This is a genomic window from Proteus sp. G2609, assembly GCF_963896135.1.
GTDB classification, from domain to species: Bacteria; Pseudomonadota; Gammaproteobacteria; order Enterobacterales; family Enterobacteriaceae; genus Proteus; species Proteus mirabilis.
The window spans coordinates 48,564-70,319 of the sequence record NZ_CAWQNB010000041.1 but is presented as its reverse complement, the minus strand read 5'-3'; the positions used below and the strand labels follow the sequence as shown (position 1 = coordinate 70,319).

At 39.1% G+C, this 21,756-nt stretch carries 18 protein-coding genes; 13 read left to right on the top strand and 5 right to left on the bottom strand.

Translation table 11 applies throughout. From position 1 onward, the window contains the following. Window positions 1–15: 15 nt before the first annotated feature. From hinT to umoD, 8 genes are all read left to right on the top strand, one after another. Window positions 16–366 (top strand): purine nucleoside phosphoramidase, encoded by a 351-nt coding sequence (gene hinT / locus AACV01_RS15625; protein WP_004247827.1) that lies wholly within the window; start codon window positions 16–18, stop codon window positions 364–366. A gap of 41 nt (window positions 367–407) precedes the next feature. Further along, window positions 408–809, top strand: coding sequence for a YcfL family protein (locus tag AACV01_RS15620; RefSeq protein WP_004247095.1), 402 nt, complete (start codon window positions 408–410; stop codon window positions 807–809). Between the two features lie 14 nt (window positions 810–823). After that, window positions 824–1,411 (top strand): penicillin-binding protein activator LpoB, encoded by a 588-nt coding sequence (locus AACV01_RS15615; RefSeq protein WP_161683207.1) that lies wholly within the window; start codon window positions 824–826, stop codon window positions 1,409–1,411. After that, window positions 1,404–2,315 (top strand): phosphotransferase, encoded by a 912-nt coding sequence (locus tag AACV01_RS15610; RefSeq protein WP_161683205.1) that lies wholly within the window; start codon window positions 1,404–1,406, stop codon window positions 2,313–2,315. Before AACV01_RS15615 ends, AACV01_RS15610 begins: the two co-directional genes overlap by 8 nt. 38 nt (window positions 2,316–2,353) lie before the next feature. Beyond that, entirely contained in the window at window positions 2,354–3,373 is a 1,020-nt protein-coding gene (gene nagZ / locus AACV01_RS15605) for a beta-N-acetylhexosaminidase (RefSeq protein ID WP_004247099.1), read from the top strand. Next, entirely contained in the window at window positions 3,370–3,915 is a 546-nt protein-coding gene (gene ycfP, locus AACV01_RS15600; protein WP_004247100.1) for an alpha/beta hydrolase YcfP, read from the top strand. Before nagZ ends, ycfP begins: the two co-directional genes overlap by 4 nt. A gap of 394 nt (window positions 3,916–4,309) precedes the next feature. Beyond that, a complete protein-coding gene (locus AACV01_RS15595; RefSeq protein WP_004247101.1) occupies window positions 4,310–5,617 on the top strand; it encodes an NAD(P)/FAD-dependent oxidoreductase in 1,308 nt (435 codons plus the stop codon). An 888-nt stretch (window positions 5,618–6,505) separates the two neighbouring features. Further along, window positions 6,506–7,006 carry a flagellar biogenesis regulator UmoD gene (umoD, locus tag AACV01_RS15590; RefSeq protein WP_004247102.1) on the top strand — a complete coding sequence of 167 codons (501 nt, stop codon included), beginning with the start codon at window positions 6,506–6,508 and terminating at the stop codon, window positions 7,004–7,006. An 88-nt stretch (window positions 7,007–7,094) separates the two neighbouring features. Here umoD and mfd read toward each other — a convergent pair whose 3' ends face one another. Further along, the gene (gene mfd, locus AACV01_RS15585; protein WP_161683203.1) at window positions 7,095–10,550 is read right to left on the bottom strand and encodes a transcription-repair coupling factor; all 3,456 of its coding nucleotides are present in this window, start codon (window positions 10,548–10,550) and stop codon (window positions 7,095–7,097) included. A 194-nt stretch (window positions 10,551–10,744) separates the two neighbouring features. Here mfd and lolC point away from each other — a divergent pair, with 194 nt between their 5' ends. The 5 genes from lolC to pepT all read left to right on the top strand — a co-directional run bounded on the left by lolC (window position 10,745) and on the right by pepT (window position 16,135). After that, on the top strand, window positions 10,745–11,947 hold the full coding sequence (gene lolC / locus AACV01_RS15580; protein WP_112843414.1) for a lipoprotein-releasing ABC transporter permease subunit LolC: 1,203 nt from the start codon (window positions 10,745–10,747) through the stop codon (window positions 11,945–11,947). After that, window positions 11,940–12,644 carry a lipoprotein-releasing ABC transporter ATP-binding protein LolD gene (gene lolD / locus AACV01_RS15575; protein ID WP_004247832.1) on the top strand — a complete coding sequence of 235 codons (705 nt, stop codon included), beginning with the start codon at window positions 11,940–11,942 and terminating at the stop codon, window positions 12,642–12,644. Before lolC ends, lolD begins: the two co-directional genes overlap by 8 nt. Further along, window positions 12,644–13,891: a lipoprotein-releasing ABC transporter permease subunit LolE gene (lolE, locus tag AACV01_RS15570; protein ID WP_004247833.1), complete on the top strand. Its 1,248-nt coding sequence runs from the start codon at window positions 12,644–12,646 to the stop codon at window positions 13,889–13,891. The genes lolD and lolE overlap by 1 nt, the downstream gene beginning before the upstream one ends. A gap of 90 nt (window positions 13,892–13,981) precedes the next feature. Further along, window positions 13,982–14,839, top strand: a complete 858-nt coding sequence (gene cobB / locus AACV01_RS15565; RefSeq protein WP_004247834.1) for a Sir2 family NAD+-dependent deacetylase — start codon at window positions 13,982–13,984, stop codon at window positions 14,837–14,839. Window positions 14,840–14,890: 51 nt separating this feature from the next. Beyond that, a complete protein-coding gene (gene pepT / locus AACV01_RS15560) occupies window positions 14,891–16,135 on the top strand; it encodes a peptidase T (RefSeq protein ID WP_004247111.1) in 1,245 nt (414 codons plus the stop codon). A gap of 581 nt (window positions 16,136–16,716) precedes the next feature. Here pepT and AACV01_RS15555 read toward each other — a convergent pair. From AACV01_RS15555 to purB, 4 genes are all read right to left on the bottom strand, one after another. Continuing rightward, window positions 16,717–17,838, bottom strand: a complete 1,122-nt coding sequence (locus AACV01_RS15555) for a ribosomal protein uL16 3-hydroxylase (protein ID WP_004247836.1) — start codon at window positions 17,836–17,838, stop codon at window positions 16,717–16,719. 194 nt (window positions 17,839–18,032) lie between these two features. After that, window positions 18,033–19,496: a two-component system sensor histidine kinase PhoQ gene (phoQ, locus tag AACV01_RS15550; protein ID WP_088207154.1), complete on the bottom strand. Its 1,464-nt coding sequence runs from the start codon at window positions 19,494–19,496 to the stop codon at window positions 18,033–18,035. Between the two features lies 1 nt (window position 19,497). After that, window positions 19,498–20,172, bottom strand: coding sequence for a two-component system response regulator PhoP (phoP, locus tag AACV01_RS15545; RefSeq protein ID WP_004247114.1), 675 nt, complete (start codon window positions 20,170–20,172; stop codon window positions 19,498–19,500). Between the two features lie 194 nt (window positions 20,173–20,366). Further along, window positions 20,367–21,737, bottom strand: coding sequence for an adenylosuccinate lyase (gene purB / locus AACV01_RS15540; RefSeq protein ID WP_004247115.1), 1,371 nt, complete (start codon window positions 21,735–21,737; stop codon window positions 20,367–20,369). Between the last annotated feature and the right edge of the window lie 19 nt (window positions 21,738–21,756).

Here is a 21,756-nt window from a genome sequence, read left to right as displayed (position 1 = left end):
AATAAGGTGATAAAAATGGCAGAAGAGACAATTTTTAGTAAAATTATTCGTGGTGAAATTCCTGCAGATATCGTTTTTCAAGATGATACTGTCACTGCATTTCGTGATATTTCACCCCAAGCGCCTACTCATATTTTAATTATCCCCAATAAACTTATTCCAACGGTAAACGATGTTACTGCACAAGATGAACAAGTTTTAGGTCATCTATTTGTTGTGGCAGCTAAAATTGCTCAGCAAGAAGGTATTGCAGAAGAGGGATATCGTTTAGTAATGAATTGCAATAAACATGGTGGGCAAGAAGTTTTCCATATTCATATGCATCTTTTAGGTGGAAAACCATTAGGGCCATTATTAAGCAAATAATCTAATGTGATAATAGATCATCATGGCAACAAGGTAGCAGCATGATAAAACAAGCTAAAAGGGTTTATTCATTACTTATAGTATTGTTGATGACAACGTTATTGGCTGGATGTTTTGCGTCTCATTCAGACAATAAACTCTATTTTAATCGTCAACAATCTATTGTGATGGAGCCGTCGGTTTTAGCTGTAGGTATTGTGGCAGGCAAACCATTATTAACGCGTTATGAACAGGGGAGTCGCGCCACGGTGACGTTATCGAATACGCGATCTTATCCTGTCTCTATTCGTTATCGTTTTTATTGGTATAACGAGCAAGGACTGGAAATTTCTCCGGCAGGCCGCGTAAATGATGTGATGATTTTGGGCGATGGTGATACTGAGATCAGTGCTGATATACCCAATAAAACAGTGAGTTATGTCAGAGTCTATCTCTTTACTTAGGATAAGGTAGTCATATGAAAAAAATGCTATTTGTGGTGGCAGCGGTATTTTTACTGGCAGGTTGTCCATCGATGTTACCACAACAACCCCCAGCACCTGTAGAGCCTGTTACTCCCACAGAGCCAACAGAGCCACCTAAACCTATCGAGCCACCCATAGAGGTTGTACCAACACCGCCAAAAATAACCAGTATTAATTGGAACGCGGCCATTCAGCCATTAATTAGAGAGATGTCTGTTACGGATGATTTAGCAACTGGCAAATTATTAGTGGTTGATAATGTAAAAAATAATTCGGGCGGAAACATCCAGGCAGTTAATGCTACTAATACAATTATCGACTCAGTAAATAGTATTAGTGCATTACAAACGGTTCCTTATGCACAAATGATGTCAGCAAGAAAAGCATTAGGACTATCCGGTGAAGATAGCTTAGGATTGCGCAGTGCGGCAATTGGTTTAGCGCGTTATTTGCAAGCAGACTATATTTTGTTTTCTACTGTTACTGTCGATGGTAAGAAAGATAATCGTGTGATCAGCATGCAATTAATGTCGGTTGCGAGCGGAGAAATACTCTGGAGCGGGCGCCATAAGGTTGAGTAAGTCTTATCAACAACAGTTATTGAGCCTATTGCGGGAATGGTTTCCCGCAATACCCTTATCACAGTGGCAAATAACCGCCTTAGCGGGATTAGGAGGCGGTACTTTTCGTTTGCAAACTAATGGGATAGATTGGGTTGCTCGTTATTATGGCACTGAAAAAACGGCACTTTTTGTCAGGGCTAAAAAAGAGTCTTCGATTTTAAAACAGTTATTAAATACTCAGCTTGCACCAAATATTATTAAACGCCATGGTGCATGGTTTTTTTTCCAGTGGCTAGAGGGTGAGCATCTTACTCATCAGCAGTTATTTGGCTCCCATCTCAAATTATTAGCTCATCAAATTGCTAAGTTACATCAGCAAAAACCTTTTGGGCTTCCTCTTGATTTGTGGCATGAACTTTCAGTCTATTGGTATCATATTGACAGAAAACGATTATCACCAAAGTGGTTACGTTTACATCACGATTTTTTACGTCAACCTCGACGTACACTCATAAAATACGCGCCAGCTCACATGGATCTTCATCCTGAGAATATCCTTCTGAGCGATTCAGGTATAAAATTTATTGATTGGGAATATGCCGCTGATATTGATACGGCAGATTCATTAATGACATTTTTTGCCGCAAATCAGTTAAACAGCGCACAACAAACAGCATTTTTACATGAGTATTGTGCATATCATCACTATACTGAATTAAATAATGATCAGCAAAATAGGCAACACCCACAACAGCAGCCGTTTTATTCGGTTAACGTATTAAAGCAGCGTATTTTATCAAGAGAACCCTTTATCTTGTATATGATGCTGATGTGGTATGAGGTTCGTTGGCAACAAACCAAAGATAACGCGTTTTTGGCTATGTCTGAACCTTTACGTCGCTATTTTAGTCTGATGAATTGAAAAGATTTTATTATTGCAATAACAAAGAGAGGAATGTTATGGGTCCTGTAATGCTTGATGTTGAAGGATATGAGCTCGATAACGAGGAGCGTGAAATTTTAAAGCATCCCCTTGTTGGTGGTTTGATCCTCTTTACCCGCAACTTCCACGACGCTGAGCAGTTAAATGAATTAGTGCGCCAAATCCGTGATGCTTCCCATGAGCGTTTAGTGATTGCCGTTGACCAAGAAGGAGGGCGAGTACAGCGATTTCGTGATGGTTTTACTCGCTTACCTGCCGCGCAATCTTATGCTGCGCTTAATGAGCGCTATCAAGCTAGTCGCTTAGCACAAGAGGCCGGTTGGTTAATGGCATCAGAAATGATCGCAATGGATATTGATATTAGCTTTGCTCCAGTCCTAGATCTTGGTCATGACTGTATTGCTATCGGTGAGCGTTCTTTCCATGAGTGTCCAGAAATTGCTATGGATATGGCGGAAAGCTTTATTAAAGGAATGCGCTCTGCAGGTATGAAATCAACAGGTAAGCATTTTCCTGGTCATGGTGCAGTCAGAGCCGATTCCCATAAAGAAACGCCACGTGATGAGCGCTCTTTAAACGATATTCGTCAACGTGATATGGCTATCTTTAAAGATTTTATCCAACGTCAATTATTAGATGCCATTATGCCAGCTCATGTTATTTATTCTCAGATTGATGAGCGTCCAGCAAGTGGCTCTCCTTATTGGTTGAAATCAATTTTACGTGAACAACTCGGTTTCCAAGGCGTTATTTTCTCTGATGATTTATCTATGGAAGGTGCCGCTATTATGGGAAGTTATGCGCAGAGAGCACAACGTTCATTAGATGCGGGTTGTGATATGCTTTTAGTGTGTAATAACCGTAAAGGGGCGGTAAGTGTGTTAGATAACCTGTCCTTTGTCAAAGCAGAACGCATTTCGGCGTTGTACCATCACCGAGGTCGTTACACATTAAGTGAACTGCAAGCATCTGATCGTTGGAAAAAAGCGAATCAAATGCTGACCCAATTACAGGAGCAATGGCAGGAGCGCGCATGATTATATATTTACATGGCTTTGATTCCACCAGTCCGGGAAATCATGAGAAGGTATTACAGCTACAGTTTATTGATCCTGATGTCCGTTTTCTCAGTTACAGTACGTTGCATCCACGTCACGATATGCAACACCTACTCAAAGAGACGGATAAACTGATTAAATCGACAAAACAGCCGGTGCTGATTTGTGGTGTTGGATTAGGTGGCTACTGGGCAGAGCGTATCGGTTTTTTATCTAATATTCGCCAAGTAATGATTAACCCCAATCTTTTTCCATATGAAAATATGACTGATAAGATTGATAGACCTGAAGAGTATTTAGATATTGCCACTAAGTGTATTCAAGATTTTCGCTCTAAAAATAGAGACAATGCATTAGTGATTTTATCCCGTCATGATGAGATTTTAGATAACCAGCGTTCTGCTGATGAGTTATCACCTTATTATTCGATTATTTGGGATGAAACGCAGACACATAAGTTCAAAAGCTTGTCAGAACATCTTTTTAAAATTAAAGCATTTAATAGCAAAATCCCCGCTTAAAATTGGCTTATGTAAGATGGACAGAGTGCATTTTGTCCATCTTTTTTGATTTATATTTTTCCTTTTCTTTATTATTTTAAGCCCCTCTCATATTCCGACTGAATTATTCACTTATATCCTCTATCTAATTGATAGTTATGGTAAAAAATAGCCATATGTTAATAAGATGTTCTATTGGCGAATGAAAAACAACCTAAATGACTCGATTCATCAAAAAACAGGTATGAAAATTCAAATTTTTTTGATATAAATCAACTTTGGTATGACCATATTGCCAATGAGCTTTGGCTATTATCGAAATCATTGACTGAAACGTTTTAACTGTCGTTATTTAAGTGGATTTAACCAAGATGACTTAAATAACAACAGTAAATATCTTTAGGAGTGACGTTATATGTCATTAACAAAAATTGTTATAGTCGGTGGTGGAGCTGGTGGATTAGAACTAGCGACTAAATTGGGTGATAAGTTAGGGCGCAAAAAAAAAGCAGAAATTACCCTTGTTGATAGAAATAATAGTCACTTATGGAAACCTCTGTTACATGAAGTTGCCACAGGCTCGTTAGATGATGGTGTTGATGCATTAAGTTATCTCGCTCATGGTTATAACCATCACTTTAATTTTCAATTAGGCACTTTAACAGGGCTTGATCGCCAACATAAAAATATCACTTTGGCTGCTATTTATGATGAAAATCAAGAGCTATTAGTTCCAGAGCGTCAACTCGATTATGATATTTTAGTCATGGCCTTAGGCAGTAAATCTAATGATTTTGGCACCCCAGGGATCAAAGAGCACTGCATCTTTTTAGATAGCCCACAGCAAGCACACCGTTTTCATAATGAAATGCTCAATTTATTTTTAAAATATTCAGCAGACTCCAACGCAGAAGCTGAAAATCGTAAAGTAAATATTGCGATTGTGGGTGGTGGTGCAACTGGAGTGGAATTATCTGCCGAATTACACAATGCTGTTCGCCAACTCAATAGTTATGGTTTAAAAAAATTAGCGCCATCAGCCCTTAATATCACGCTTGTTGAGGCGGGTGAGCGAATATTACCTGCATTACCCGTGCGTATTTCAAGTGCAGCACACCAAGAGCTGACTAAGTTGGGTGTGCGCGTGATGACGAAAACCATGGTAACAAGCGCCGATGAAAAAGGGTTAAATACCAAAGATGGCGAGCATATTGATGCTGATCTGATGGTTTGGGCTGCGGGGATCAAAGCCCCAGACTTTATGAAAGATATCGCTGGATTAGAAACCAATCGTATTAACCAATTAGTCGTTAAGCCGACACTACAAACAACATTAGATGATGCGATTTTTGCGATTGGTGATTGTGCATCCTGTCCGCGAAAAGAAGGAGGGTTTGTTCCGCCAAGAGCACAATCCGCTCATCAAATGGCAAGCCGTTGTTATAGCAATATTTTAGCCATGTTAAAGGGTAAAACGTTAAAAGAATATGTGTTTAAAGATCATGGCTCGTTAGTTTCGCTCTCTAAATTTAGTACGGTAGGGAGTTTGATGGGCAACTTAATGAAAGGCGATATGATGATAGAAGGGCGTATTGCACGTATCGTTTATATTTCTTTATACCGTATGCATCAAATTGCGTTACATGGTTATCTTAAAACAGGTTTGATGATGTTAGTTGGATCAATCAATCGTGTGATTAGACCAAAACTAAAACTTCATTAGTGAATAATGGTTTATTTTTCTAACTTTTGTTTCTTTTAGCAAACAAAAGTTTATTTTAACCCCCCGCAGTATTTATATTGTCGGGGGTTTTATCTATCTAAAGAGTAGTAATAATTGTGAACCGTCAAAATAAGAATCTCTGAATTAGATGATTAATTCAGTAGAAAATATTTATGTGGATATCGAATTAATTTTTTAATAATATTAAGATTTAATTTAAAATAACTATATGAAAAATATAGTATTATTTCTATAAATTAACTTATTTATATATAAAAATAATCTTCAATAGAATAGGGGTTTTTCATAAATTAAGATTTTTCTTAAATAGAAATAGGCGCTTTTAAGAATTTATTTAGGTCATAAAATGTTATGGTATTTAAAGATACATATTAAAACTTATAAATAATATATGTGAATAAAAAACATGTATTTAATCTATTATTTTTATTATCTTTATGTACAAACCAGTCTGTTACGCATAGTGAAAAGCAAATCGACTATGTAAAGGTTAATGAAGAAGTTTCTTAAAAGAGATTACATTTGTTAACTTGATGTTATCATTACGCTATATTTATAAATATGTAAATGAAATCAGCTTTCATTGATGAGATAAGAAATATTTAAGTTCATTCTTAATATTTTTGAAAATAATTAGAAAATAGCGCGTATTTAATTAACTGATTAAAACAATAATTAGTGGTGTATTTACCATGTTATAAGTACATAGTTTACTTATGATGTTAATCAGCAAGGACGTAATAATATATTTTTTCATATAAGCTTATTCATTCAACATATTGAATTACAACATGGTGATAAAAGAGTGAAATCCGCTTATAACAAAAAAATAGTAAAATAGGGATAAACGCATAAAAAGGGGAAAAAGTGAGTGTTGATAGCAAAAAGTTCACACTAATAGGACTAATCCTTGTATTAGCTATTCTTTTATTTGTCGCTTGGAAGTGGATATTTCCACGGCCACAATTTGCCCATGTGGTTTCAGCAACACCGATTAAATCAACCGTTTTTGTGACAGAAGAGTATTGCCATCGTATTGGACTGCCTACACAATTTACACCAGAAAAATTATCGCGTTTTCATCCCGCAGAGCAAGAGTGTCGTGTTTTCTATATGATAGAAGCGCTAAACAATAAAAGTATTGCTCACTTCCCTTATGCTCAATTTAGAGAATGTATTCCCATTTATCGCCAAGAAAGGCGAGTTATCGGTTATGATGTGCTTTACACAATTGATGGTACACCGGGTAAAGTGAGAACGACATTTAAACCGGGCGATATCATTGCGCTAGATAGCGATGGCCGACTTGTTTTGGAGCAAGAGCCATATTGTTCTATGAATGAAAATATTCCTTGCCGTAAAGAGTAACGGTTTTCTTTTTAGCATTAATGCTGATAACTGATAAGATAAAAAAGGCCTAATATTTATTATGTTAGGCCTTTTTGCATTTTGTTATCTAAACAGACAATGCGTTTATTTTGTGTTCACTAAAAGCGGTGAGCATATCGTCGATAAAAGTGAGTCGTTTTTCTCGATCGGTTAGGCTTATCATAAATTTCAATTTGGTAGGGCCATCTAAACGGAAGACGCTCGGTTGCTCTTGCAATAAACCGATTAAATAAGTCGGGTCGACATTATTTTTTTCACCAAACTCAATAAAGCCACCTTTGTCATGAGCTTCAATGCGAGATATACCTAAACTCATGGCGCTTAATCGAATCGCCGCATTACGTAATAAGTTGCGTCCTGCATCAGGTAAGGTGCCGAATCTATCAATAAGCTCTGCCCTTAGATCATTAAGTTCATTTAAGTCTTTGGCACTGGCAATACGTTTATAGAAAGAGAGTCTTACATTGACATCAGGAATATAATCATCGGGCAATAGCACCGGCATTCTTAATTCAATTTCGGTTTGCTGATTGGTCAGATCTTCTAATGATGGCTCTCGACCCTCTTTTAATGCTTCAACTGCACTTTCCAATAACTCCATATATAAAGAGAAGCCAACGGTATTCATTTGACCGCTTTGCTCTTCACCTAATAACTCTCCCGCACCACGAATTTCTAGATCATGTGTGGCTAAAGCAAAACCTGCGCCGAGATCTTCTAGGGAGGCAATCGCTTCTAAGCGTTTATGGGCATCTTTAGTCATTGCTTTGGGATGAGGGGTTAATAGATAAGCATAGGCTTGATGGTGAGAGCGACCAACGCGTCCACGTAATTGGTGTAGCTGCGCTAAACCAAAGTGATCGGCACGTTCAATAATAATGGTATTGGCACTCGGAATATCAATACCCGTTTCTATAATGGTGGTGCAGAGCAATACATTAAATCGTTGATGGTGAAAATCGTTCATCACACGTTCAAGCTCACGTTCACGCATTTGCCCATGGCCAATACCAATACGAGCTTCAGGTACTAACTGTGCTAGCCTATCACGCGCTTTCTCTATATTTTCAACATCGTTATACAAATAGTACACTTGCCCGCCACGTAATGTTTCACGCAAGATAGCCTCTCTAACAACCAGATCATCATATTCGCGGACAAATGTTTTAACGGATAAACGGCGAGCGGGTGGGGTGGCAATAATTGACAGATCACGCATACCACTCATCGCCATATTTAGCGTACGAGGAATAGGGGTAGCCGTTAAGGTTAATATATCGACATTGGCACGCATTGCTTTAATACGCTCTTTATGACGTACACCGAAGCGATGCTCCTCATCAACAATTAATAACCCTAAGTCTTTCCATTGAATGCCCGGTTGTAATAATTTATGTGTACCAATAACGATATCAATGGTGCCTTCTGCTAATTTTTCGGTGATCTGCTGTTGCTCTTTGGCACTACGAAAACGTGAGATCATCTCAATATTGACCGGCCAATTAGCAAAGCGATCACGAAAGTTTTCAAAGTGTTGTTGAGCCAGTAGGGTAGTAGGCACCAAAATAGCCACTTGCTTATTGTTGCTTATTGCAAGAAATGCCGCACGCATAGCAACTTCTGTCTTACCAAAACCAACATCACCACATACTAACCTATCCATGGCAATGGCTTGGCACATATCACTTAATACGGCATTAATTGCCATCTCTTGATCGGGTGTGGTTTCAAAAGGGAAGCTTTGGCGGAAAGTGTGATATTGTTCTTTATCTAATTTAAACGCAAAACCAGATTTAACGGCTCGTTGAGCGTAAACATCTAATAATTCCGCCGCCACATCACGCACTTTTTCAGCTGCTTTTTGGCGCGCACGAGTCCAAGCATCACCCCCTAATTTATGAAGAGGCGCATTTTCATCCGCCCCACCAGAGTAGCGACTGATCAAATGCAGTGACGAAACAGGAACATAGAGTTTGTCATCTCCCGCATACGAGAGGATCAAGTACTCTGCTTTTACGCCACCCGCTTCTAAGGTGGTCATACCTTGATAACGACCCACCCCATGCTGAAGATGGACAACAGGTTGTCCGGGACTTAATTCTGCCAGATTGCGGATCAGTGTATCGGTATTGATGGTGCGACGATTATCTTGACGGCGACGGTGGACTCGCTCACCTAACATATCACTTTCGCAGATCAGCGCTAACTGACGATAATTGTCAATAAAGCCATGCTCTGCAGAGCCAATAATAAAATAACACCCTTTCTCTTTAGCATCCGCTAATTCAATAATTTGTTTGGGGGCAATTTTAATTCTAGATAAGAGCTCTTGAACGGTTTCCCGCCGACCTTCACTTTCAACCGAAAAAACAATACTGCCAGAAAATTGCTCTTGGAAACGGCGTAGATTATCAAGCGGTGATTTACTTTGTGCATTGACTGATAAATCAGGTAGTGGTTGATAACCTAAATTGGTATAACCCGCTTTTTCCGGCAGTGCTTGCGTTTTAAGTTGAATACGTGGCCACTGTTTTAACTGTTGATTGAGCGTTTCGACATTAAGCCAAATATCATCTGGTGGCAGTAATGGCCGCATGGGATCAACACGACGGCTTTCATAACGTTGGTTGATATCTTGCCAAAATTTATCAGCGCAATCTTGCAGATCTTGCGTCACAATTAAGGTGTTTTGTGGGAAATAAGCAAATAAATTGGATAATGGCTGACTAAAAAAGAGCGATTGCCAGTATTCAATCCCTGCGGGTAATACTTGCTTACTTACTTGTTGATAGATATGTTCAGGATCACGTCTTACTTCAAAACGTTCACGCCATTGGCTACGAAAGAGTTCAATCGCATTAGGATCAGTTGGAAACTCATGAGCTGGTAATAGTTTGATCTGCTCGACTTCTGTTAAGGTGCGTTGCGTATCAACATCAAAAGTTCTTAGGCTATCTATCTCATCATCAAAAAAGTCAATTCGATAAGGAAATTCACTGCCCATCGGGAATAGGTCAAGTAATGCGCCGCGTGTTGCATACTCGCCATGCTCTAACACTTGTTCTACATGACGATAACCCGCCTCATCAAATGTTTTGCGTAAATTGTCGCGAGAAAGTTGCTCTCCTTTACTCATTATTAATGCATGACTTGCGAGATAATCTGTTGGGCAGACTTTTTGCATTAACGTATTGACGGGTAAGATTAAAATTCCCTTGAGAAGTGATGGAATACGGTATAGCGTAGAAAGGCGGTTAGAGATTATTTCTTGATGGGGAGAAAAACTGTCGTAAGGCAATGTTTCCCAATCAGATAATGTCTCTACAGGATAATCACAAAACTGACGGATTTCATCTTGTAAACGCAGTGCATTTTGCATATCACGAGTGACAAGAACGACTAATCCAGCATGACGTTTGATGATTTCTGCACATTCTAGGGCGCAAGCGGCACCTGTCAGCTGACCCAGCTGGCGAGTATCCCCTTGTTTTACAGGAAGTTGATAACGATATTCTGAGGACATAAGCGTGTAATGTGAACTCTTGGTTGTAGTTAACTCCCAACACATCTTTAGCGACATCGCCAAAGCTTAAACTGGCGGGCAGGTTAAGATAAAAGAAAAAACCACAGTTTGGGAATAGAGTGGTTCCATTCAGTAAGACTACCCTTTATTATCCCTGAACACTTAGCATTAGCAACAGGAACAGCACAGTTTTCATGTACAATTCTGTCTCATTTTTTATAGGGCTCCGTTATATGCGGGGTCGCGCAGTCGACAAATTTGGTCGATTCGTCTCATGGCTATCCGCTTTAGGGATTATGCTGGGTGTTGCGGCATTGATCACAGTGACTTCTGTGATGAATGGCTTTGAACGCTCATTACAAAACAGCATTTTGGCCTATATTCCACAAGCTGTTATCACAACACCCAATGGGCAGCTACCCAAACAAGATAGTACTGCACAAATGTTATTAAAACGAGAAGATGTTATCAATGTCGTTCCTTTAGTTGAAGGGGATGTGGTATTACAAAGTAAAGATAATATCGGTGTTGGCGTGATGTTAGGGATTGATAAAGCACAAGATGAACCCCTAACACAGTTTATTCGCTATGGCGATTTCTCGTTATTAAAACCGGGAGAATATGGTGTGATCCTCGGTAGTGGTTTAGCTAAACAGCTAAAAACCAAAGAAGGGGATAGCATTCGCCTTATTGTTCCCGGCGTAAGCCAACTCACCCCAATGGGCCGAGTGCCTAGCCAACGACTGTTTACAGTCAAAGGTATTTTCCAAAGTGGTGGTGATGCTGATGCTTCTCAACTTCTGGTCAATCAACAAGATGCGGCGCGTTTGATGCGCTATCAACCCGGCAATATTACCGGATGGCGTCTATTCTTCTCAACCCCCCTTAATATTGAAAAATACAGTGCTGAACCTTTGCCAGCAGGTTTAAGTTGGCAAGATTGGCGTGAACGAAAGGGCGAATTTTTCCAAGCAGTGAAAATGGAAAAAAATATGATGGGCTTATTGTTAAGCCTAATTATTGCGGTTGCCGCGTTTAATATTATTACTTCGCTTTCATTACTGGTGATGGAAAAACAAGGTGAAGTGGCAATATTACAAACTATGGGATTAAAGCGTTCACAGATAATGTCCATCTTTATGCTACAAGGGGCAGGGGCCGGTATTTTAGGTGCTATTGCCGGAGGTCTGTTAGGGGCGTTACTATCAAGCCAACTAAATGTGATTATGCCTGCGGTAGGGCTTATTCCTCATGGGGTAGAATTACCCGCGACTTTAGAGTGGAGCCGAGTCTTTATGATTGGTTTTGCCGCTATTGTGATTTCACTATTATCGACTTTATACCCGTCTTGGCGGGCCGCAACTATTCAGCCAGCAGAGGCGCTACGTTATGAGTAATACCCCTTTATTACAATGTCATGCACTTTGTAAGCAGTATCAAGATGGTGCTATTTCAACACAAGTCTTAAAATCCGTCTCTTTCGCGATCAATCAAGGTGATTTTATGGCGATTGTCGGCAGCTCAGGTTCAGGTAAAAGTACCCTATTACATTTATTGGGTGGTTTAGACTCTCCAACCTCAGGTGAAGTGATATTTAAAGGGCAATCGCTCAATAAATTAACTTCAACGGCAAAAGCGGATTTACGTAATACTCAATTGGGTTTTATCTACCAATTCCACCATTTATTACCTGATTTTACTGCATTAGAAAATGTTGCAATGCCTCTAATGATTGGTGGAATGAGTGCAGTAAAGGCCAAACAGAAAGCGATGTCTTTACTTGATGCCGTAGGATTAACTGCTCGTGCACATCACCGTCCTTCTGAGTTATCTGGGGGAGAAAGACAACGTGTTGCTATTGCTAGAGCCTTAGTAAACGATCCGGCGTTAGTTTTAGCCGATGAGCCGACAGGTAATCTTGACCAAAAAAATGCGGAAGGTATTTTCGAATTACTCATGAAATTAAATAAAGAAAAGAAAACTGCCTTTTTGGTTGTTACTCATGATTTATCTCTCGCGGCACGCTTTCAACGTCAACTTGAAATGAAAGATGGTCAATTAGAGTCTCAAGAAGCGATTTCAGGAGTGGAATAATGGCGCAGTTGCCACTTGCTTTAGTTACCGCATTACGTTTTTCAAAAGGACGAAAACGTGCTGGTATGGTGTCATTAATTTCGATTATCTCAACGCTGGGCATTATGTTGGGTGTGGCGGTATTGATTATCGGATTAAGTGCCATGAACGGTTTTGAACGTGAATTAAAAAACCGCATTCTTTCTGTGGTTCCCCATGGACAAATTTATTCGGTAGAACAACCCTTTATATCTTGGCAACCGGCACTATCTCGGATTGAAAATACTGAGGGTGTTGTTGCTGCTGCCCCCTATATTCTATTAACCGGATTACTTGAAAAAGGAACAGAATTAAAAGCGGTACAAGTGATGGGGGTTGAACCGAATAAACAAAGTGATATCAGTTTATTACCGAGCTATGTGCAAAATAATGCATGGCAACATTTTCAAGCGGGTCAACAGCAAATCATTATTGGCCAAGGTGTTGCCGATGCCTTAAAAATCAAACAAGGTGATTGGTTAACTATTCTGATCCCTAACAATGATGATCCGAAAAAGTTATTACAACCTAAACGCATTCGTTTACAAGTCAGTGGCATATTTAAACTCAGTGGTATGCTCGATCACCAATTAGCGTTAATTCCATTGGCAGATGCGCAACAGTATCTTGATTACGGTAAAGGAATTACGGGTATTGAAGTGAAAACAAGCGATCCATTTCTAGCTAATGAAATTATTCATAATGCAGGCTTAAATAGCCAAGCCTATGTTTATGCTAAAAGCTGGATCAGCGATTATGGTTATATGTATAGCGATATTCAGATGATCCGCAGCATTATGTATCTCTCAATGATTTTAGTGATTGGGGTTGCTTGTTTTAATATTGTCTCGACGCTGATTATGGCGGTAAGAGATAAGAGCGGAGATATTGCTATTTTACGAACGTTAGGCGCAAGAGATAGCCATATTCGCAATATTTTCTTATGGTACGGACTGTTGTCAGGCATGATCGGATGCGTGGCCGGTGTTATTATGGGGGTAGTTGTCTCACTAAATTTAACCCCTATTGTCTCGGTAATTGAATCCATGACAGGGCATAGTGTGCTATCAGGAGATGTCTATTTTGTCGATTTCTTACCTTCAGAAATACATGCAATTGATGTTTTCTCCGTATTTTTGACGACGGTTATTTTGAGTTTGATTGCCAGTTGGTATCCTGCTCGTCGAGCAACTAAACTCGATCCTGCTAGAATTTTAAGTGGACAGTAAGTTTATTGACATAAAATGGATATAAACGGAAATAAGACAGTAAAGTTATCAATTTTTATTGATTGTTAAATATAAAAACCAAGGATTGCCATGATGAAACTTAAACTTCGTCATCGTCGGCTTAGGAAGTTTCGTAAGATAAAAAGTTTACGTAGACAACACTCACGTTGTCGTTATTTTCATTTAACCCATAAAACGGAACATGAAATGAATTTACCCAAAGTAGTGGTGCTAACCGGGGCGGGCATTTCGGCTGAATCAGGTATAAAAACCTTTCGATCAGAAGATGGATTGTGGGAAGAGCATCGCGTTGAAGATGTGGCAACGCCAGAGGGATATCACCGCAACCCTAAGCTGGTTCAGCAGTTTTACAATGAGCGCCGTCGTCAATTACAACAACCTTCAATTCAACCTAATGAAGCACATTATGCATTAGCAAAACTTGAGCAATATCTTGGAAAGGATAATTTCCTGCTGGTCACGCAGAATATTGATAACTTACATGAAAAAGCAGGGAGTAAACATATTCTCCATATGCATGGTGAGTTATTGAAAGTCCGCTGTCCGCAATCAGGTCAAGTTTTTGAATGGAAAGGGGATTTATCAACGACAGATTATTGCCATTGTTGCCAATTTCCCTCTCCTCTACGCCCGCATATTGTTTGGTTTGGTGAAATGCCAATCGGCATGGATGAAATTTATCACGCTTTAGCACAGGCAGATCTCTTTATCGCTATTGGCACTTCGGGGAATGTCTATCCTGCTGCTGGGTTTGTCCATGAAGCACGGTTGACAGGGGCTCACACGGTTGAGCTTAACCTTGAACCTAGCTTAGTGGAGAGTGAGTTTGAAGAAAAACATTATGGCCCCGCAAGCCAAGTGGTTGATGCATATGTCCATAAATTGTTTGATTTAATTAATGATCCTAAAGCTGATTTGACGCAATAATTATTTTATAGAGTTCCCTATTATTGTTATTAGAGAGATTTAGGGGGCAAAATGGATAAATTATTAGAACGGTTTTTTGAATACATTAGTTTTGATACACAATCGAAACCATCATCGAAAATGTCACCAAGTAGCGATGGTCAGCTAAAATTAGCGAAGGCACTGGTACAAGAATTAAAAAAACTGGGTTTTTCTGATGTGACACTCAGTGATAAAGGATGCGTTATGGCGAGTTTGCCCTCTAACGTATCTTGGCCTGTACCTGTTATTGGCTTTATTTCCCATCTTGATACTTCACCTGATTTTTCAGGTAAACATGTAAAACCTCAAGTGCTTGAAGATTACCGTGGTGGTGATATCGCGCTAGGTATTGGTGATGAAGTATTATCACCGGTTATGTTTCCAATTTTACACTCAATGATTGGTAAAACATTAATTACAACGGATGGTAAAACTCTATTAGGTGCTGATGATAAAGCCGGTATCGCAGAGATAGTCACTGCGATGGTACGTTTAAAAGCACAAAATCGACCTCATGGTGATATCCGTATTGCATTTACGCCGGATGAAGAGATAGGGCGTGGTGCACATTATGTCGACCTAAAAGCATTTGGTGCTAACTGGGCATATACCGTTGATGGTGGTGGTGTGGGCGAATTGGAATATGAAAATTTCAATGCCGCTTCTGTGAGTATTAAAATCGTTGGTAATAATGTTCATCCCGGTAGTGCCAAAGGAGTGATGGTAAATGCGTTAGGACTCGCTTCGCGTATTCACCAAGAATTACCTGTTGAAGAGACCCCTGAAAACACAGAAGGCTATGAAGGTTTTTATCACCTACAAAGTATTAAAGGTACGGTGGAAAGAGCCGAAATGCACTATATTATTCGTGATTTTGATCGCAATCAGTTTGAAAAGCGTAAACAAAACATGATCACGATTGCTGAAAAAGTAGGTAAAGGTCTACATCCTGATTGCTATATTGAACTAACTATTGATGATAGCTACTACAATATGCATGATAAAGTGGTTCAGTATCCACATGTTATTGATATTGCCAAACAAGCAATGATTGATTGTGATATTGAACCTGATATTAAGCCTATTCGTGGTGGTACAGACGGTGCTCAGCTTTCTTATCGCGGATTACCTTGCCCAAATATCTTTACGGGTGGTTATAATTTTCATGGCAAACATGAATTTATCTCTTTAGAAGGTATGGAGGCCGCAGTAAGTGTTATTATGCGAATTGCTGAAATTACTGCCGAAAGAGAAAAAGCAAAAGTTATTTGTTAATAGAGCAGTTATGTAAAATAATTACCCCATAATAGCCGACAATCTCGGCTATTATTTTATCTTTATATTTTAAATATAGGGTTTGTTTTCATATTATTTAAAATTAAGCTTTAAAAATAAGTTTGTTTTTTATAAGTTATTGGCCGATTATTTCAAATAATATTCTTTATAATCTAAATAAAATGATATAAGGATATTTGCGTAATGGCTGTACTCTCCAAAATAATAATAAAACAAACAAGATCAGAATGTCTGTGTAAAAAAATACCGATAACCAGTGATAATACTCTTAGTAAACAAGAGTATAAAGCATCGTTTATTATCGTTTTCAGCTATTTTTTAATTACCCATCTTATTATATTTTCTTTATATTTATCAAATGATAAGCATACCTGGTTACTTTTAGGGCTACAGAGTGCGTTCTTTATCGTTTTGCCATGGTTATTTTATGGCACAAGAACGTTACTAAAAGAGGCGATGTATTATTTAATAAGATAACAGTTACTGTTTATTAACATAGTTAAAATAACACCCAGCTATAATTAGCTGGGTGTGTTTGTATAAAAATAGTTTATTTATACTTAATCTTCAAAATACCAATAGCCTTGGTTAACAAGATGCGTCAATAAGCGTATAAATTTTGGATCTGCTAAAGCATCACCTAAATGTTGTTTATCAATACAATCATATTGGCAAAGGGCATCTGCAGCTTCAATATGATGAGTATCCATTAATTCACCATTAACAAAGCAACTATCACCAACACGCAGTGCGCGAATACCGTTTAAGCGATGAAGTTGTTCACCTTGTTGCAGTAAATCGTGGATCTCAGCATTTTCATATAAAGGTTCAGGAATGGCTAAGTCAAGTTCATGGCGAGATTGAGAAATAAACTCCCCAAACCAATGACGGAATACTTCGGGTTGGGCAAGTAAGTCTTCCATCATATCATGCAACTTATTTAATTCTTGATGCTGGACTAATGCCGGATTATCTCGAGGAGTAAGATCAGGATCACTGTAACGGTAGCTTCCTAAGTCATTTGCTAAAACATAGTCAGCAAAACCGCTAAATAGCTCTCGTGCATTAGGAGCTCTAAAGCCAACAGAATAGTTTAGTGATTCTTCAATGGCGTAGCCTTCATGAGGAAATCCAGGTGGAATATACAGAATATCACCCGGCTCTAATTCTTCATCGATAATGGCGTCAAAAGGATCAACTTGAAGTAAATCCGGGTGAGGGCAGTGCTGTTTCATTGGGATTTTCTCACCCACACGCCAACGACGACGACCTTGCCCTTGAATAATAAATACGTCATATTGATCAAGATGAGGACCCACACCGCCTCCGGGAACAGAGTAAGAGATCATCAAATCATCAATACGCCAATCGGGCAACACACGAAAAGGTTTCATCAATGCCGCACTTGGAAAATGCCAGTGATCGACCGCTTGAACTAATAACGACCAATCTTTATCGCCCAAACCTTCAAAGTGCTCAAAAGGCCCATGTTTAACTCCCCACTGCCCATCTTGACAACTCACAAGACGGCTATCCACTTCATCTTCCATTGCAAGACCTGCAAGTTCATCAGGAGATAAAGGATCAACAAAACCAGAGAAGCCGTTTTTGATTAATAAAGGACGTTTTTGCCAATGGCTTTCTAAAAATGATTGCCAATCTAAATTAAGTTTATAGTCCATTGTGTATTTCCTGAATTTGGGAAGCCTAAAAATATCATATAATGAATTACAACTTCCTGCTAAACATTCCTTGGTGCAATGTGAGTAATAACGAGTAATATACTGACAACTGCGTAGTTATCATACATCTCGCAATCTTATTGTGATAAGACCTAAATTAAATCAGCAATAATATAAGTTGATAGAGAAGAGCGTTACTCTATTTCAGTAGTGAGTTGTTGCTCAGCAAAGGTGACGATGAGTCTTGCCCCCCCTAATGGACTATCAGTAATGGTGATATCACCGTTATATTGCTCAATAATATCAACAGCAATTGATAATCCTAAGCCTTGTCCTGGGCGCAATGTATCTGCACGTGTACCACGCTGAAAAATAAGCTCCCTTTTTTCTGGGCTGACTCCTGGGCCATCATCATCTACGGTGATAATCACACAATTGTCATCATGACTTACATTGATCTCAACAAACTCTAAGCAGTACTTACAAGCATTATCAAGTACATTCCCCATGACTTCCATAAAATCATTCTTTTCACCTAACCACATAATTTCAGGGGAAACATTTAACGTTATATCAACGCCTTTGGATTGATAGACCTTATTAAGTGCACTACAAAGATTGTCAAGTAAGCCTGATAAAGAGTGGAGCTTGCGTGTTGTTATATCGTGATCGCCGTGAAGAGAAGCTCGATGTAAATAATAACCAACTTGCTGTGAAATTCGTTCAATTTGACTTTGCATAATTGGCTCAGCTTGTTCTATAGACATTTGTTTGCCAGCACGTAGAGCACGTAATGTTGATTGTAAAACAGCAAGGGGGGTTTTTAAGCTATGGGTCAGATCAGATAAACTGGTACGGTATTTACTATAACGGTTGCGTTCATTACGCAATAAAATGTTGAGATTATAAACTAATCCTTTGAGCTCTTTAGGAGGATTTTCATCTAAATTATCGCGAGTGCCTTTTTCCAACGCGCTGATCTGCTCAATAATGGATTTAATCGGCCTTAAACTCCAATGGGCTGCTAACCAAATTAATGGGATCACCAAAAGAAAATTAGCTAGTAATATATAGAGAAACCAATCCCAGACTCTACTTACATTTTGCAGACTTTGAGGAATAGGATCGATAACCGCAATGGATAGATAAGGCATATTATCCGCCGCAGGATAGTGATTAATAACCACGGAATGCGTTAAGGTATCATTACTTGAATATTCGTTGAGTTTTTTTAGATAGGCTCGATATTGAGGCAGTTGCTGTAACATAAAACGTGTCGTTTTAACATTCACACTAATTTCAAATAAGCCTTCTTTATTGCGCCATTTTGGCGCGATACTGTTTGGGATCACCTGAGGTAAATCCGTTGGCGTCCATAGCACATTGCCTTTCTCGTCGAAAATAACCACCAGCGATGTGTTGTTGTTATTGAGGTTAGTCGGAAATTCAATCTGCAATTGCCCATCTTTCCATTGCGCTAAGCTATAGTAGAGATTACTTTGGCTACGCATTAGCATAAAAGTCGTTTTATCAAAACTGACAATAGAACCGACTATGGCAACCAAACCATAAGAGAGTGTCAGTGCTAAAATAATGGCGCTGGTGGCAAGTAAAAATCTTGTTCGTAAAGAGAAGGGCGAACGTTGTTTTTTATGCATATTAAGCTTTCATATCAAAACGATAACCTTGTCCACGTACAGTTACAATGACATCATTATCATATTTTTGGAGAATTTTTTTGCGCAGACGCCCCATAAGCACATCAATGGTATGACTTTCTCGCTGCTCTGCATCAGGATAAAGTTGGCGCATTAGCACATCTTTGCTCACCACTTTGTTTTGATTACGCATTAATGTTTCTAAAATAGTATATTCGAATGCAGTGAGCTTGATTTGCTCACCTAAGATCATGAACTCTTTACGTGATAAATCCAACTCAAAAGGGGCAATAGTCAGTATTTGTGAGGCAATGCCCATGTTTCTTCGCATTAATGCCTGAACGCGTGCCACGATCTCTTCAAAATGAAAAGGCTTTGTCACATAATCATCAGCACCGGCATTTAATGCGGTCACTTTTTCCTGCCAGCTTTCTCGAGCCGTTAATACCATAATAGGAATAGTAATATTATTTTCCCGCCATCGACGAATAAGGCTGATACCATCTTCATCAGGAAGACCTAAATCAACAATGGCGACATCAGGTGTACTTTCTGCGATAAAGTGATCGGCTTCTTTCGCATCCTGTGCTGCATCAACTTGATGTCCTGCATCGCGAAACTGCACAGATAAATGATGGCGAAGTAAGATATTATCTTCAATAATTAAGATCCGCATATTCCACCTTGTGTACATCAGTAAAAATCAGTTGCTGTAAGAGAAGTTAAGATAATGATAGTCAATCTAGCACCTAAAGAATACCGTAACGGACAATGTGTTTAAGTTATAGATAGTTTTTATCTTATTTAGGACGGATGGGTAATCGATATAAAAAAAGGCAGAGATTATCTGCCTTTTAAGTATGGGATAAATTAATCTAATTTATCAACAAGTTGACTGGCAAAACCAATATAGCTTTCAGGTGTCATCGCTTTTAAGCGTGCTTTTTCTTGTTCTGGTAGTGCTAAACCGTCAATAAACACAATCATATCTTGTGCCGTGATCCGTTTACCACGAGTTAACTCTTTAAGTTTTTCATAAGGTTTTTCAATACCATAGCGACGCATAACTGTTTGGATTGGTTCAGCAAGAACTTCCCAGTTGCTATCTAACTCTTCACGAAGATGACTTTCATTAACTTCTAATTTATTTAAGCCTTTCATGGTTGATTGGTAAGCGATTAATGCATAACCGATACCGACACCTAGGTTACGTAGTACGGTTGAGTCAGTTAAATCACGTTGCCAACGCGAAACCGGTAATTTGCTGGAAAGATGCCCCATAACGGCATTAGCTAAACCTAAATTACCTTCAGAGTTTTCAAAATCGATAGGATTCACTTTATGAGGCATTGTTGATGAGCCAATCTCACCGGCAATAGTCTTCTGTTTGAAGTGATTAAGAGCGATATAACCCCAAATATCACGGTCAAAATCAATTAAAATTGTATTAAAGCGGCTGATGCAATCAAAAAGCTCGGCAATATAGTCGTGTGGTTCAATTTGAGTAGTATATGGGTTCCATGTGATCCCCAATGAAGTAACAAATTCTTCACTAAATTGGTGCCAATCAACTTCAGGATAGGCAGCTAAGTGAGCATTATAGTTACCTACTGCACCATTAATCTTACCTAAAATTTCTACTTGAGTAAGTTGGCGATATTGACGCTCCATACGGTATGCAACGTTTGCAAACTCTTTTCCTACCGTTGAAGGTGTTGCCGGTTGTCCGTGAGTACGAGAAAGCAGGGGTAAATCACGATATGCTTGCGCCATTTTACTGATAGTATCAATAAGCTCGCGCCATGCAGGTAGTAGCACTTCTTGGCGTGCTGTTTCTAACATGATGGCATGGGATAAATTATTAATATCTTCAGAAGTACAAGCGAAGTGAATAAACTCAGAAACTTGCTGTAGTGCAGGGATAGCTGCCACTTTTTCTTTTAAGAAATATTCAACCGCTTTCACATCATGATTGGTGGTGCGCTCGATAGTTTTGATACGGGCAGCATCATCTTCATTGAAGTTAGCAACAATTGCATCAAGGTAATCGATTGCGTTTTGTTCAAAGGCGGGAACTTCTTTAATGTCGGTGCAAGATGCTAGCTTTTGTAGCCAGCGAACTTCTACCTGTACACGGAATTTCAAAAGACCGAATTCACTAAAAATAGTCCGTAACGACGAGGTTTTACTACCGTAACGACCGTCAATCGGTGAAATCGCTGTCAGCGAAGATAATTCCATTGTTGGCAACTCCCAGGTT